Origin of the sequence: Peredibacter starrii, from assembly GCF_034259205.1 — a bacterium.
GTDB lineage: Bacteria > Bdellovibrionota > Bacteriovoracia > Bacteriovoracales > Bacteriovoracaceae > Peredibacter > Peredibacter starrii.
On sequence record NZ_CP139487.1, the window covers coordinates 3,218,001 to 3,232,969 of the forward strand.

17 protein-coding genes are annotated in these 14,969 nt (G+C 42.0%); 11 read left to right on the forward strand and 6 right to left on the reverse strand.

Annotated features, from left to right (window positions below; genetic code table 11):
* Position 1: 1 nt before the first annotated feature.
* On the reverse strand, positions 2-1,036 hold the full coding sequence (locus tag SOO65_RS15985; protein WP_321392528.1) for an NAD-dependent epimerase/dehydratase family protein: 1,035 nt from the start codon (positions 1,034-1,036) through the stop codon (positions 2-4).
* Positions 1,033-2,412 (reverse strand): NAD-dependent epimerase/dehydratase family protein, encoded by a 1,380-nt coding sequence (locus SOO65_RS15990; RefSeq protein ID WP_321392531.1) that lies wholly within the window; start codon positions 2,410-2,412, stop codon positions 1,033-1,035. Before SOO65_RS15990 ends, SOO65_RS15985 begins: the two co-directional genes overlap by 4 nt.
* 44 nt (positions 2,413-2,456) lie before the next feature.
* Here SOO65_RS15990 and SOO65_RS15995 point away from each other — a divergent pair, with 44 nt between their 5' ends.
* Complete coding sequence (locus tag SOO65_RS15995) at positions 2,457-3,224, forward strand: hypothetical protein (protein ID WP_321392534.1); 768 nt, start codon at positions 2,457-2,459, stop codon at positions 3,222-3,224.
* Here the strand turns inward: SOO65_RS15995 and SOO65_RS16000 are convergent.
* Positions 3,193-3,837, reverse strand: coding sequence for an HAD family hydrolase (locus tag SOO65_RS16000; protein WP_321392537.1), 645 nt, complete (start codon positions 3,835-3,837; stop codon positions 3,193-3,195). The two genes, SOO65_RS15995 and SOO65_RS16000, sit on opposite strands and share 32 nt — an antisense overlap.
* Positions 3,838-3,911: 74 nt before the next feature.
* Between SOO65_RS16000 and SOO65_RS16005 the strand changes: the two genes are divergently transcribed.
* Positions 3,912-4,517, forward strand: a complete 606-nt coding sequence (locus SOO65_RS16005; protein WP_321392540.1) for a hypothetical protein — start codon at positions 3,912-3,914, stop codon at positions 4,515-4,517.
* A 2-nt stretch (positions 4,518-4,519) separates the two neighbouring features.
* On the opposite strand, the gene SOO65_RS16010 is transcribed toward SOO65_RS16005, so the two are convergent.
* On the reverse strand, positions 4,520-4,840 hold the full coding sequence (locus SOO65_RS16010; RefSeq protein ID WP_321392544.1) for a hypothetical protein: 321 nt from the start codon (positions 4,838-4,840) through the stop codon (positions 4,520-4,522).
* Between the two features lie 137 nt (positions 4,841-4,977).
* Between SOO65_RS16010 and SOO65_RS16015 the strand changes: the two genes are divergently transcribed.
* Positions 4,978-6,717 carry a CHASE domain-containing sensor histidine kinase gene (locus SOO65_RS16015; protein WP_321392548.1) on the forward strand — a complete coding sequence of 580 codons (1,740 nt, stop codon included), beginning with the start codon at positions 4,978-4,980 and terminating at the stop codon, positions 6,715-6,717.
* Here SOO65_RS16015 and SOO65_RS16020 read toward each other — a convergent pair.
* Positions 6,686-8,218, reverse strand: coding sequence for an FAD-dependent oxidoreductase (locus SOO65_RS16020; RefSeq protein ID WP_321392552.1), 1,533 nt, complete (start codon positions 8,216-8,218; stop codon positions 6,686-6,688). The two genes, SOO65_RS16015 and SOO65_RS16020, sit on opposite strands and share 32 nt — an antisense overlap.
* 126 nt (positions 8,219-8,344) lie before the next feature.
* Here SOO65_RS16020 and SOO65_RS16025 point away from each other — a divergent pair, with 126 nt between their 5' ends.
* The 4 genes from SOO65_RS16025 (at position 8,345) to SOO65_RS16040 (ending at position 10,491) form a co-directional block, all read left to right on the forward strand.
* Entirely contained in the window at positions 8,345-8,599 is a 255-nt protein-coding gene (locus tag SOO65_RS16025; protein WP_321392554.1) for a hypothetical protein, read from the forward strand.
* A gap of 127 nt (positions 8,600-8,726) precedes the next feature.
* Complete coding sequence (locus tag SOO65_RS16030) at positions 8,727-8,873, forward strand: hypothetical protein (protein WP_321392557.1); 147 nt, start codon at positions 8,727-8,729, stop codon at positions 8,871-8,873.
* Between the two features lie 148 nt (positions 8,874-9,021).
* Positions 9,022-9,489, forward strand: a complete 468-nt coding sequence (locus SOO65_RS16035) for a hypothetical protein (RefSeq protein WP_321392560.1) — start codon at positions 9,022-9,024, stop codon at positions 9,487-9,489.
* Between the two features lie 72 nt (positions 9,490-9,561).
* On the forward strand, positions 9,562-10,491 hold the full coding sequence (locus SOO65_RS16040) for an HAD family hydrolase (protein WP_321392562.1): 930 nt from the start codon (positions 9,562-9,564) through the stop codon (positions 10,489-10,491).
* Between the two features lie 269 nt (positions 10,492-10,760).
* Here the strand turns inward: SOO65_RS16040 and SOO65_RS16045 are convergent, their stop codons facing one another.
* A complete protein-coding gene (locus tag SOO65_RS16045) occupies positions 10,761-11,177 on the reverse strand; it encodes a GFA family protein (RefSeq protein WP_321392565.1) in 417 nt (138 codons plus the stop codon).
* Positions 11,178-11,256: 79 nt separating this feature from the next.
* On the opposite strand from SOO65_RS16045, the gene SOO65_RS16050 reads away from it, so the two are divergent.
* From SOO65_RS16050 to SOO65_RS16065, 4 genes are all read left to right on the forward strand, one after another.
* Complete coding sequence (locus tag SOO65_RS16050) at positions 11,257-12,369, forward strand: acetyltransferase domain-containing protein (RefSeq protein WP_321392567.1); 1,113 nt, start codon at positions 11,257-11,259, stop codon at positions 12,367-12,369.
* A gap of 96 nt (positions 12,370-12,465) precedes the next feature.
* Positions 12,466-13,404: a hypothetical protein gene (locus SOO65_RS16055; protein ID WP_321392570.1), complete on the forward strand. Its 939-nt coding sequence runs from the start codon at positions 12,466-12,468 to the stop codon at positions 13,402-13,404.
* A complete protein-coding gene (locus SOO65_RS16060; RefSeq protein ID WP_321392573.1) occupies positions 13,401-14,156 on the forward strand; it encodes an alpha/beta fold hydrolase in 756 nt (251 codons plus the stop codon). Before SOO65_RS16055 ends, SOO65_RS16060 begins: the two co-directional genes overlap by 4 nt.
* Positions 14,153-14,968 (forward strand): fatty acid desaturase, encoded by an 816-nt coding sequence (locus SOO65_RS16065; protein ID WP_321392576.1) that lies wholly within the window; start codon positions 14,153-14,155, stop codon positions 14,966-14,968. The genes SOO65_RS16060 and SOO65_RS16065 overlap by 4 nt, the downstream gene beginning before the upstream one ends.
* Position 14,969 lies beyond the last annotated feature (1 nt).

The window sequence follows — 14,969 nt, forward strand, 5'->3', positions numbered from 1 at the left end:
ATCATTTTCTCGTAAGAATCGCTTTTATCTTTCCAACCCGTTCAAGGTTTCGAAGAAGCTCAGGAGTAAGAAGTCCCGATTGAGTTAAGATCTTATCGGACAGGAGCATCTTCAGGAAATCTTTTTCCCATATTGGGGCATAATAAGTCTTCGAACCCGCTCGGGCAATATCCATGGCGACCCGAAGTTCTTTTGGTTTGATCTCCGGGAAGGCATCGAGGGCCCTTTCATTGGTCACAACTGTCGAGTGCTCAAGACTCTCAGTAAGCTTTTTACCGATCTGGGAATGTTCAGGAATGGCATAATCCAGGGCCTTCATCAGAACTTTCACATCGACTTCCGGAAGTTTAATCACCCGACGGTTTAACCCAGCAAGTTCGCAATACAGATCAATCAGCTCCCCATAAGTTTTTACGTCCGGACCACCAATCTCAAAGATCTGATGACCGTCTTTTGGTAACTCCAATGCGGCCACGAGATAATCTAAAAGATCACTTAAGGCCAGTGGTTGTGAGGGGTGATTTAAAAGAGAGATATCAGGTCTAAAAGGAAAACGTTCCGCCATTGCCTTAATAATCTCAAACGAAAGTGAGCCCTCACCAAGGATAATGCTCGCACGAAACTCAACCATGGAAAGACCACTTGATCCAAGAATTGCACCTGTGAGATGTCTGCTTCTAAGATGCGGAGAAAGCTTATCCGAATCGGGCCCAAGTCCACCAAGATAAATCACTCCCGCCTCTGTGGGACGGAGCCAATTGATAAAATTCACAGCGGCCATTGATTCTTGATACTCAAAGAATCTATCTTCGCCTTGAAGACCATGGACTAGATAGTAGGCCCGATCAAATTTTTTAAGTTCGGGCAGGGTCTCAGGCTTTAAGAGATCCCCTTCCAGCCATTTTACTTTGTCGTGATGTTTTTTAATTTTATGTTTGTGCCTAACCAGTGCAGAAACATGATGCCCCTCATCGAGTAGTCGATCAATCAAGGCAGTTCCCACAAAACCATTAGCACCAGTTACTAAGACTTTCATGCTTCAACCTTTTTACCTGAGATCACGTGCCATTTTAAATATTCGCTGAAGGCATGCATGACCATCAAGTGAACAATTGCTTGCGAGTAACGATAAATATACCAAGGCAGGGCCGGCCTGAATTCATGGAGTGCCGCCATTACATAGCGACGATTTAAAACCTCACGAAACTCTAGTCGTCCGCGATCTTGAATGCCAGAAAGAAGTCCTCCTACAACGTAAAGTAATTGTCTGTCGGAAGAGCTTCGCTCATGACTTCTTTCTAGAATGAGGATCTTAATTGAAGGATCAAAAAAATAGAATGTACAACGATCCCCTTCCAACTGAACTTTAATAAGCGTTGAAAAAAAAGTCGGAAGCCAACTGAAGTATTCACTCGCTACCCATTCCGCATTTCTTCCTGGTGGAAGAACCAATCTTTGAATTGAGCGAACGTCTTTTTCAACCGGCCGGTATCCTTTGAAATCACCTTTATTACTTGTGACTAAAGCGCTTTTAAGTGCTTCATCAAGACTCGTTTGCAGATCCTCTTTATAGGGCCAAGACTGCATTGGATTAGGTAGCATTTCATGGCGCAGACTCAAAACAAGGGGGTAAACGAGATTCTTCGGGACCCTCGTAACGAGAGTCACCCAAAAACGAGAAAGCACTAGTGGAATAATGTTCAAAGTAAAGACTTTGGTACTCTTACGAATGATCTTTGCCGTTCGGACAATGAGGTCCTGATAAGTCAAAAGCTCAGGCCCCGCAACGTCATAAATTTGTCCTTGAACTTTTTCATCCACGAGGCATTTATGAAGTACAGTCACGACATCCTGAAGACTCACCGGCTGAGATCGAGTTTTGGTCCAGGTCGGACAAACCATCACAGGCAAACGTTCAACTAATCTTTCAAGAATCGTAAATGATGAACCGTTAGGTCCTATGATTAGACCAGCACGAAGAACCGTTGTTTTAATCTTTGATTCGCGAAGTGTTGTCTCAACTTCTAAACGACTCCTTAAATGCCAGGAAAGCTCCTCACCCTCCGGGATCATTCCTCCCAGATAAACGATATGCCGTAATTTGTGGAATCTTCCTGCACGGATAAAGTTGTCCGCCATGATAAGATCAAAATCATAGAAGGTTCCTTGCGACAATGAAGCGGAAGGAAGCATTGAGTGAACCAGGTAATAAGCGCTCTCGCATCCCTCCATGGCCACTGTAATATCTTTTAAGGAAAAGAGATCACACTTCTTCCACTGAAGACGCGGGTGATGAGACTCACGTACTCCACGAGAGAGCCCTACAATCTCAACATCTTCTGATTTTAGTAACCGGTCTATTAACGCACGTCCAATAAATCCACTGGCACCTGCGATAAGGATTTTTCTCATACAAATCCCTGTGAATGTTTTTACGAGTGTAGCATAATGTCCGTATGATCTTAATGAGAATCTTACCAGGGGTTTTGAAAGAGTTAGCGAAACACGTTCCTACCGTGCTTTTTCAAACCGTTGAGTGGAATGAACTTGCTCACGAGCTGCCCAAAATTTCCCGACGCATAATTCAAAAAGAAGGTTACTCCGAGTTACTCGCAAAGCAAAAAGAGATGCTGGCGCCACTCGGTATTTTTGTGAGTGAAGAAGCAGTCAATGGAACTCTCAACATGAACAAAGAGGCCGGGATAAAATGGCTTACTTTGTATTTCGCGCAGATTTTTTCAGAAGATGGTTTCTTCTTAGATATTCGCTCCCATCACTTCAAAAGTGATGGAGATAATCTGATCTGGCACCCTTCTCCACTTTGGACCAGATTCGACGAGACCTTCAGACAAGGTGTGCTCAAAGTTTATGAAGGCTTCTACACAGACAATAATGACCTCTATTTTGAAGGTCTGAAAATGATTGGCCTCATTCAACCTGATTGGTCATCTGAGGACAAAAACAAATTGGCAGAACTCTTCCGTTCACAATTTGGCTCAGCTTTAACTGAAGAAATGAATTTTGATTTGGATCACTTTAAGACTTCTATCATTAAGCTTTCTGATTTTATGCTGAAGAAGAAAGTCAAAATCCCCAAGGATTTTTTATATCTGGGCATTTATCTCGTGACTCTCTACTCAAGTCTTGAAGAGACTCATTCAAAGCTTCCCGTAAGAGACATTTACCTCAAGGTCAGAGACCTAAAAGCTTCTTCGCCTCAGTAAAATCATGAATGATGAGACTTGTTTTGCCTTCTAACTCATAGGCCTCATGAGAAGTGGCCACACCAACAATCGTGCAACCTGCTCTTTCACCGGATTCAAGTCCCGCGAGTGAATCTTCAAAGACCACACACTCTTTCGCTTCTAGTCCAAGCTTCGCACAACAAAGCTGATAAACCTCAGGATCAGGTTTTCCTTTCTTCACTTGAGTTCCGTCGACAATGACATCAAAGAACTGACGAAGTTTTAAAGGATCCAGGACGAAATCAACATTTCCCGGAGGAGCAGAAGTTCCAAGCGCAATTTTGATTCGATACTTTTTAAGAAGTTCCAGAAAATCAATCAGACCAGTGTGGGCCTTCATGACCGGAGCATAGAGCTCCTTGTACATCCCCTCTTTTTCATCAGCATATCTTTTCATCTCTTCCTGAGAAGGATTAGCAAAGATCATTGGAAATAAATCTGCATTGGTTTTGCCATTGAACTTATCGCGATAGATTTGTTCATTAAGTTCGAACTTATACTTTTTCGCAAAATGCATCCAGGCCTTGAAGTGGTACTCATGATTGTCCACGACCACGCCATCCATATCAAAAATAACACCTTTAATTTTCATGCAGGCATCTTATCTCTTTTCAGAGACTTAAGGAAGGACTCAAGAAAAACCATCGAATCTCCGACAAGAACACTATGATTAAAATGATAACAGTTGTTACTCTCATGTCTTTGAGTTCAACCCTCCTGGCAGAATCCTGCTGGCCTTTGTACCAAAATAAGGCGGATGAGATCGAAAAAAAAGATGGGTATGACACTTATGTCGGCGGACAACTCTTCGTCGTGCATGGGCAGCTAGGCTACGATCCAGGTATTAAAGTTCCGGCCAGAATTGATAACTGGGCCCGTGATTTTGTGGACGCCATTAAATGGGGTCCCTATTCTATTTCATTTAGTTCGGAAGACCCTCGAGAAGAATGGTTAAAAACTCTCTACAAATCCATCAATAAGGAATGTCCAAATTCTTCTGAAAAGGAGTATGAATCTCTTCGTGCCATGATGAAGGAATTAATGGACGACGGTTCACTCTGTCCTCAGAATAAAATTTTCGAACCGAAGTTTTTAGGTGGGAAGAAAGATTTCAAAAAAGTCCTCTCTGAAGCGGTAAAAGACCAAAGATTCCCTCAGTATTGTAACCATCAGGCCGTAGCAAATGATGGCCGAGAATCTGTCGACAAAGCTGGAAGAAGTCCTTCCGTCATTGAAAGGACTCCCCTTAGAAACAGAGCAACTAAACAATAGTTCTAATAGAATGTGATCTTTGTTCTGCGATAACTCACATGTTCTGACTCACAAAAAGCCGTCATGTCCACCCGGGCCTTTGCAAAAAGCCCACCAGTAGAATTATAACAATTCGCCCAACATACACTCAGGTGATAACGAGTAACATCGCACTTAATGCCTGGATACTGAGACGCAAACAAAGATAATTTTTCATCACACATCGCCCTCGACTGAGCAAACGTTCGTTCAATTTCACCAATGGTACAACGATCAGTTCCGGGGAAGTTTTGGGCGAAGGCCATGGTACTAGATAAAGCAATGCATGAGAGTAGAAATTTCATAAAAACTCCTGTTGGGGTTAAAGCATAACAAGGCTAGCAGAGGCATGAGGAGTTGTTCATCTTAAGATTAAAGTAACGCGCCCTAGAATAAGTAAAATTGAGTAGCATTTGAGACGTATTCATTTGAAAATTATTGAATGATGCCTGATCTCAAAAAATATAAAAACCTGATTTCATTTTATGGATGGTTAACACTCCTCATCGGGCTGGGAATCACAGGCATGATTTCCTATTACATTTATTCAAAAAACTATCATGAAGATCAGATGCGTTTTGAATATGAGGCCGATGAAATTTGGAAGCGTATCCAATTTCGAATGGATCGGTATGAAGGCGCACTCATTCAGGCCCGCGCCTTTTTCTTAAGTTCTGATAATGTCTCGAGAACAGAGTTTCATCGATATTTCGAGAAGACCAAACTTACGGAAAGGTACCCAGGCATTCAGGCATTAGGACTTGCGGTTCGTATCAAGAAAGATGATCTGAAAAGTCATGTCAAAAATATTCGTAAAGAACTGCCGCACTATACTGTCTGGCCAGAAGATCATAGAAACGAATATTACTCCATTCTCTATATTGAACCAATGGATTGGAGGAATCAGCGTGCTATTGGATACGATATGTACAGCGAGCCCGTTCGCCATGAGGCCATGAAAAAGGCCATGCTCTCGGGGCTGCCTACGGTAAGTGGGATGGTGACATTGATTCAAGAGGCAGGTTCTCGTCAACAACCAGGTTTTAATCTCTACGTCCCTTATTACAAAGAAAATGTTCCCCTTAAAACTCCAACTGAAAGGGCCAATGCTCTTATCGGCTTCATCTATGCACCTTTTCGGGCCAATGATTTATTCACATCCATCTTATCAGAGAGCAAGCTCAACATTGATGTAGAGATTTTTGAAAATGGAGAAATGAAGGCCGAAAATCTCATTTTCGATTTTGACGGTAAACCGAACTTCATCCACTCTGAGAAGGTCAATAAGTTCCGAATCGTTAAACATGTGACGCTGAATGGCCACGATTTCATTCTCCATTTTGTGCCCTTGCCATCTTTTAGAACAACTTCTGATCTGGCCTATCCATCAATGGCCGCGATTATTGGACTTGTCATCTCATTCCTGATTTTCAGAATCTTCATGCTTACGAAGAAAACTCAAGATGTTCTTCAAGAGGCCATCAATGCCCGCGATGAATTCTTCTCAATTGCTTCCCATGAACTTAAAACACCTCTGACTTCCCTGAAACTTCAGGCGCAGTTGATGAAACGTACGTTAGATAAAAATCCTCCAAACTTCAGGGAGAAGATTTTTAATCTTTCAGATCAAAGTGAAAAGCAGACTCAGCGACTAGAGCGTTTAGTAGATGACATGTTGGACATCTCCCGCATTAGGACAGGTCGTTTAACGATTCAAACTGAGCGTTTTAATCTTTGTGATATGGTGACCGATGTTGTGGGCAGGATGAAAGAACAGTTCAGTGTGATCCCAGGTGGTGCGCCCCAAACAAATTACATTTCATGTGAGAATGCCGTCGGTGAATGGGACAAGATGAGACTCGAGCAAGTGGTCACCAATCTTCTGTCAAACGCCATTAAGTATGGAAGTGAAAAAGAGATCTCCATCGAAGTCCAGGCAACTAGCGACCGCGTCTATATCAAGGTAAAGGACAATGGAATAGGAATTCCTCTGGAATTCCGTAATAAAATTTTCGAACGTTTTGAACGTGCCAGCGGAACCGCCAAAAGCATTACTGGCCTTGGTCTTGGTCTCTACATCAGTGAGCAAATCGTACGCTCACATGGTGGACGTATTTGGGTCGAAAGTGAAGTCGGTAAAGGCTCTACCTTTACTGTTGAGCTTCCGACGATCGCTGGTTAACTTCCCCTATTTTAGGTTCGTGAACAGTTTCCAGCCCCTTCAATGCTGGTCCTTCTATCACATGGCCCAAACGATCGAATCGGCTTCCGTGACAAGGACAATCCCAAGTTCGCTCGCCCTCATTCCAATGCACAATACATCCCAAGTGAGGACAAACTGCAGAGCAGACGTGGAGATGTCCTTCCTCGTCTTTATTGATGGCATATCGTCTACCATCTTCATTAACGACCATGCCTTGATCAACGCCCAGATCTTTAATTTCTTCGCGGTGAAGATAATCTTCGGCGTATTTCTGAGCAACATTCATGTTCTCTTTAATGAATTTATAGGCCGATTTTAATGGGGTAATACGATTTGAGCGATAAAGCTCAGCATATGAATTTTGAATCCCAAGGATTTCATCCTTGATAATGAGTGCTGCAAGCGTTCCATAAACCAACCCGTCAGTAGAAAAACCTGTGGCCACAAAAGAGTTAGACCCCATTCTTCTACCGATGTAAGGAAGTAGATCCGCAGGTCGGTAGTGTTGTCCGCCCCATTCAAATTGATATTCTTCTAGGGCAAACATTTTCTGTCCAAACTCCTTCAAGTGTTCGATTCCTTCCAGGCTGCTCCCTTGTCCTACTTTATGAGGTTGTCCAATGATCAAAAGATGGTCCTTGTAGTGGCGAACAGAAAACTTTTTATCGACATCATATCGTCCCCAGAAGATTCCATCTTCAACAAGGGGTCTGGTCGTTTTACTGGCGACTCCATACTCTCGATAAGGACCAAGAACTGTTTGAAGAGCGGAAAAACCAATTGGAGTATGTGTGGCCTCAATTAAGTGCTTTGTAATCAAGGTACCTTGATCAGTGGTGAGAGAAAATAGATCTCCGTCCTTATCAATTTCAAGAACTCTACTTCCTTCATGGATGGAGCAACCTTGCTGAGAGAGAATTCGTGCCACTCCCAGAACGTAATCATACGGATTAAACTGCGCCTGATGATCTAATTTAAGACCCACTCTTCCTTTAAGAGGTCTTAAAAGCTCATGTCCTTTATCAAGCCACTCTACTTTGAGACCAAGCTCCATAGCATGGGCATATTCTTTTTCAATTTTTTTATCTACTTCCTCGGCCCCTGAAAACAAGACCCAAGGCACGCGTTTGAAATCACAATCAATCTTTAAAGTCTGTATGGTCTTTTCGATGAAATTGATTGCTTCTTCTCTACTTTGAAGAACTTTAAGGATGGTGTTGCTATCGTATTTAGAAAGCAGATCCTGAAATAAAACATCCATCGTGCAATAAAGGTTACCTGTACTGCGGCCGGTGTTACTTACACCTAGTTTATTGGCCTCAAGGAGCTTCACCTTTAATCCAGTCTGGGACAGAAGATAGGCGGCGGTGATTCCAGTAATACCTCCACCGATGATCGTCACATCAACTTCTTCATTTCCTTTAAAGGGAGCAAATTCAAATTCATTATTTGGAGAAAACCAGATTGATTGTGTTTCCATATAGCACCTCTTCTAAATCAAGAGTTTAGACTTAGTTCGAAACGTTATCCGAATGAATTTTCTCGTAAGCATCTCTGATGGCATTGCTCTTGCTAAATCATTGGGACTCTCATCAAAGGACTGAATATGAAACTGATTATCATGTTTTTATTATTACTCGGTGTCATGGTTTATGCTGCTGCACCTTCAGGGTCACAAGACAAATCTCAAATGCAACAGACCGAGCAACAAAAACAAGAAGAACACGACAGAATGGAAAAACTTAAATATCACACCAGAGAAGATGATCCAAAAGTTGAAGGCAAATATTACGATGACAATCATCCAGAAAGGTTAAAGTACCAGACTGATGAAGATAGTTCTAAAGAAGGTGAAATCTGATGAGCGATCTCCAGAGGAAATCTGCCCATGAGAAACGCGGCATGCACTTAATGGCCCGTTGTTCGTGCAGGCATCCTGATTGCAATTTAGATTTTTGCAGTTAACAACCTTAAACAAAGGAAATTGTATGGAAAACTCTAATCAAAACCAAAATCAAAACACTCAAAGACCAGGTCAACAAGGACAACAAGGTCAGAAAGATTTTAACAAAAACCAAAATCAATCTGGTCAGGGTCAACAAAATGTAAACCCAAATCAGAATCCTCGTAAGTAGGAACGTCATCTGGGCGCTCTTCGGAGCGCCCTATTTATTTGGGGCTATTTGACCAGAACAATTGTCCGCAAAACAAAATTTCAGTTGGTTAAACTCTGGCACCCAATCTGCTTGATAGAACCGAGAACCGCAAAATAAAAGGCCAAATGTGAAAACAATATTTCTTTTAATGCTGTTAATCGGTGGTTGCACGCGCATCCGTTACTATCAGGCGTCAGATGTTCGCCATGAACTTCGTCAAAATTCTCGCAAGCTTGATCTCATGCAAACGAATATCGAAAAAGATTTTCTTGAAAAGGTCGCTTACTTCCAATTCTATACCAGCAGACCAGAACAAAATGAGTTCTTTCGAGATGATCTCGCCTATCGCATACAGGATCTGGAAGTAAAAAAAGATTCACTCATGGCCCACACAACTTATATCAAAGACAAAAATGACAATCTCCTGGATCAATTGGCCGATAAGAAAAAGATCAAACAATCTGATGCGGCCTTTGAAGATATAGAGGAATTCGCTCATTCGACTCAGAAAGACGCCAATGCGCTTTTTCGGGATTATGCCAAGTATGTCAATGCATCTGAAGATTTTATGAGATTTGCTTTAATCACCCTGTGACATTTTGCAGACGTCAAAAGTCGTGATTCATTCAGCATTTTCAAATAATACAAATTTCTCCATCTTATGTTGATGAAGAATATTCTTATAACACTATCGTTTTTACTCATTGCATGTGCCACTCCTAAAAAAGAGAAGGCCCCTCCCGCACCTTTACCATCATGGGCCAATACTCAGGTGAAAGAAAACATTCTGGATTATATAAAAGTCATTACCGATCCAAAGAATCCTGACTTTATTCCAGTTGAAGATAGAATTGCTACTTTTGATAACGATGGAACCATCTGGGCGGAAAAGCCGGTGGTACAAGGTCTTTTTGCCATTGAACGGGCCAAAGAGATGGGGATGAAAGTTAGTCCCCGGCCTTCAGAAAAAGAGTTTCTCAAAATTGTCTTGAAGACCCATACCGGAATGACTGACGAGGCCTTTGAAAAAGAAGTAAAAGAGTTTTTTGATACTGCTCTTCATCCTACCTACAAAGTTCCAATAGATCAGACAGTCTATCAACCTCAATTGGAACTCATGCAACTACTTAAGGACCACGGATTCACGATTTACATCTCTTCCGGTGGAACGATTGAATTCATGAGGACTTTCAGCCAGAGGCTTTATCAAATTCCTGGTGAAAGGGTGATCGGTTCAAACTTTGCCTACGCATTTGAACCTAAGACCAATCAGCTTAATCGCCTTCAAAAGTTTGAATTCAACAATGATAAAGAAAAAAAGCCCATAGGAATCCAGAGGAACATCGGAAAACGTCCAGTCATCGCCTGCGGAAATGTCGGCAATGAAGGTGACGTACAGATGCTTCGCTACTCACAAGGAAGTAAATACCGCTCTCTTCAATTACTCGTAAACCATGATGATGGTGCCCGAGAATTTGTTTATGGAGAGCCCAAGAATACTTCTCTTAACTGGGCCCAGCAATATAAGTGGAACGTCATCAGTATGAAAAAAGACTGGCTCAAAGTATTTCCAGATAAAAAAGAAGCTGTAGAATAGGTTAATGACCTATCAGTCGATGAAGCCCATCATTTTGAATTTCTTGCACGTCTCAAGAGATGCCATCCATATACATGTGGGATTTATCTGCTTAGTACTGACACTTCTCTTCACAAAGAAAAAGCTTAATTCCTTTTACTCTATATTACCGGGCTTCATCGTATCAGTATTAATGGAGCTTATGGATTTGAGAGATGACTACGTTGCAAGAGGTGTTCTGAAATTCGGCGCAAGTCTGCACGATCTGGTGAACACGAACTTCATTCCCTTCATACTTGTGCTCTTAGCGAAACGTTTGAAAACCAAACTTGTTTCCAACGAGTAGTCTTCTCAATCTTACTTAGTTTTTTGGGTGAGGCCGTGACCTTTTCACCAAACCTTCCATTTATAACTTCACTATTGACCGCTCCGTAAAGGACGTCATCTTCTTGATAAGTCACTCCAACGACAAAACTGCAGTGCTTACAAAACAGAAACTCAGCACTCTCACTTCCTTGCCGAAAATGCCCTACTTGGTTTTTGAATTCAAAACTTAGTGTCCCCTTCGGATCAGAGATATAAGAGATGTTCTGCTTTTGACAGAAATCACAATCACAGGCCCTTGGATGATAGGCATCAGCTGGTTCAGAGAGTGTCAAAGTCAGATGAATATTACCGCAGTAGCAAGTACCCTTTAATTTCGTCATGGAATAATCATTCAATAAATTATTCGATCATGCAAATCAGTAATTGCAACTCACTTGCAATTACATTATAACCCTGTTTATGAAAAGACAAATCTCCATCGACGCTACTCGGGGACTGGTCATGCTACTTATGTTAGTGGATCACGCTCGAGAATTTTTTTATTACCATGCTCAGGTTTCGGATCCGGTCAATATCGCGACCACTCCTGCTGATCTTTTCTTCACCAGACTTTCGGCCCATCTCTGTGCTCCGGTGTTTGTGGCCCTGACGGGTTTAGCAGCGTATTTATATCAAAGCAAAAATGGGAAAAGTGCCACTTCGGAATTTCTCTTAAAGCGCGGATTGTTTCTGATTGTTTTGGAACTAACCGTAATTAGCTTTGGATGGAGCTTCTCTTTCACTCCTTCAATGATGTTCCTCCAAGTTATCTGGGCGATTGGAGTCTCAATGATTTGCCTCTCTGGAATTCTCTGGCTTCCAAGGAAAGCACTCATTGCTCTAGGTCTTACCATTGTGATTGGACATAATATACTCGACCCCATTTCATTTGATTCTGGTATCGCCCACACGCTTTGGGCAATTATTCATGATCGAGGTATAATCGACATTTTTGGTATGAAAGTCAGAACATCATATCCGGTTTTACCTTGGATTGGTGTTATTACTCTTGGGTTCGGAATCGGGCCATGGTTCTCGACGAATCAAGAAAGCAAAAACAAAAATTTAATCAACACCGGACTTATCTTTCTGATCACGTTCCTTCTTTTAAGAATGATCAATATCTACGGAGAACCACTTCCATGGAAAATCGAAAACAACTTCGTTCAAACAGTCATGTCCTTCTTCAATCTAACGAAGTATCCGCCTTCATTGGATTTCCTCCTGCTTACGTTGGGAACAGGCATGCTTCTACTAAGAGGTCTCGAGAAAGAAACTCGTTTCACGCGGTTTCTGGCAGTGTTTGGAAGTACCCCACTTTTCTACTATATGGTTCACATCTATTTATTGAACGTGATTCACACATCTCTCAAGGTCTTCTTCGGGCCTAATGTTGGGAATCACTTTAGCGTCCCGAATGTAATGAGTTTATGGTTGATCGCGGCCGCCTTAGTCCCCGTACTTTGGTACTTATGCAGATGGTACGGAAAAATTAAGAAAGGAAGCTCCAACCCCATTTTCAAGTACATATAATTAGGTGAATTCGCAGCTGTCTAACCTTTAAACACCCAGGTGATTATTTACCTGGGTTTTCCTGCCTGGCCTGTATACCTTTTATCATGAAGGGACATGATACATGCTCAGGGCAACCACTCAATCACTTATGATTTTGACAAGGACATTCCTTGGAACCAAGGTTTGACCCTTTCTCAAACTCTTCTGCCAATTCCTGCGAATTGTTCCTTTATTAATGAGCTAACAAAAAATGAAAAGCACGCCGCTTCTTGGGTTCTCGGACTTCTAGCTGCAAGTGCCATTAAAGAACACGAAAAAGTTCTGAACCAAATGCGGACTATTTGTTTTGAGCGCGAACCAAAAGCAAAAAACAACCATGCATTCGCCATGGAGGGCAAACAGTTCTTCCTGGAAGAAGCTGTCCATTCTGCGGCCTTCTCTCGTTTTCTTGATATGACTGCCAAAGAATTAAACCTTTCAAGGGAAGAGCTATCCAGCTTCTTACCGTCTTTCGATAAGAAATCATTAGTGGCAAGACTTTACGCCTTCGAAGGCCTCTTAGGTGGCAAGGCCATCTGGTGGACAGTTGCTGCAACCGAAGAAGAAAGTATTCGTCTTTTTCAGCAAATGGCCCCTCATAAAAATCACACAGACTCAGTCTTTTTTAGTCTCAATCGCCTTCATTTCCTTGAAGAATCAAGACACTCGTCATTTTCATATGAAATGCTCTCAATGCCTGAACAGTCTTGGCGTAGACCAATCACAAGACTAAGTTTCGCAGTTTCACGTATCCTGCAAACAATTTGGCTCATCGGAGAACTCAAGAGATTTCGTAAGGTCTCTCAATTTCAGGACCGTCACCCGATTTTAAAATCAATGAATCAGGTCGTAGAAAAGATCGATGTCCTTCCATTCAAATCTAAGTTGAAACTTATCTTCAATGAGATTTCTTATATCAAGATGATGACTCAACCTGAAAAGCATCCTCGTCTTAAAAAGACCCTCGCAAAAATTGGAGCATTTGTTCTTAAAACTCCGGGGATCAAATCATGAAAAAACCACTTTGTGTTTTCCTTCATGGCTATCCAAACAATCCGCTTCTTTGGAAAGAGCAGATTGAGAAGATGCAGGATCAATTTACGATCTTAAATCTTGCTCTACCTGGCAGCACCAACGGCCTTGTTTCTCAATCTGAGTTGAAATTAGAAAAAATCGTTAGAAATATTGTGGCCGAGATTACTGCTCAAAATAAAGATGAGATCATTCTCATTGGCCATGACGTTGGAAGCTTCATCCTTTCAGAAGTTTCTAAACATCTTTCAAATAAGGTCAAGGCCCAGGTCTTTATGGCCGGCATGGACTTCAAACTCTTCCGCAAGCGTCTTCTCTCATCAACTCAGTTCTTCAAATCTTGGTATGTATTTCTGCTTCAAATCCCGGGTCTCTCTGAGGCCTTCGTCGCTAAGTTTCGTCCTCTACTTTCGAAAAATGTCTACGACATGTCTCACATTGCAGAAAATGCATCACTAAGAACTGAAGCTCCTTTTGGCTTTACGCCGATTGGTCTTTATCGAGAGCTAAGAACGGGAATGTTTCTTTCAACGCCAAAGAAGTCTCAGGTTCCGACACTCCTTCTTTTTGGGAAAGACGATAAATTTATCAAAGCACCAAACTCACAAGACATACGTCCCTTTTACTCTGAAGCTGAAGTAAAGGTTTTAGACGGTGGTCACTGGTTTTTAAGAGAAAATCCGGAACTCGTAAATCAGACGATTCAGAATTTTCTTCAAAAGGCGGCCCTATGAAAATTACTTTCGCAAATTTTCGCAAAGACCCTTTTTTCTTCTTCAAGTATTTCACAGCTCAGATGCTAATCATGATGGTTCTTGGCTTCCTATGCAAAGACCTGGTTTCATCTGAACTGTCTTTGAACCTCAATCATCTCTTAGTTCTTCCACTTGCAGTGGTTTTTGGTCTTCAATTACCTGTGGCACTTCATAACGCCGTTCACTTTAATATTAAGCCGAGAATGCTCAATGAAATCGTGGGCGAAATCTGCGGCTTCTTCGTACTGTTTGGTATGGCCCCATTCAGAATCAGCCACGTCCTTCACCACGCGAATGCTGATGATCACGAGCTTGATCCACATCCTCCAATGGGAAAGAACTTCTTGTACTTCCTTGCCACAACTCAACTGAATACAGTTCGCGTAATCAGTAACCAATACTTTAGTATCCACGGTCGCTCTGCAAAGACTTATTCAATTATGGGCACGCAGATGGCGGCCTACTATGTAGGTCTTGCTTTGCGGGCATTCATTTGGTGGAAGGTCTTGGGACCAACTTACTTCGTGGCCTTCTACTTACCGGCCTATTTAACAAACTTAGTGGTATTCGCTCACATCAACTGGGCAACACATAAGACAATGGAAGATGGCTCAGTTGAAATTGTGAACCTTAATCACAATCTTTACTATAAGACGGTAAACTTCCTAGGTGCCGGTGCTTACTATCATCTTAACCATCACTTAAAACCGAATCTTTATGATCCTTCTAAGTACGAGGCTCCGGTGGCGAAGAAGCCCAAGCTTTGTCTGGTTGAGGAGATCTCTGCCTGAT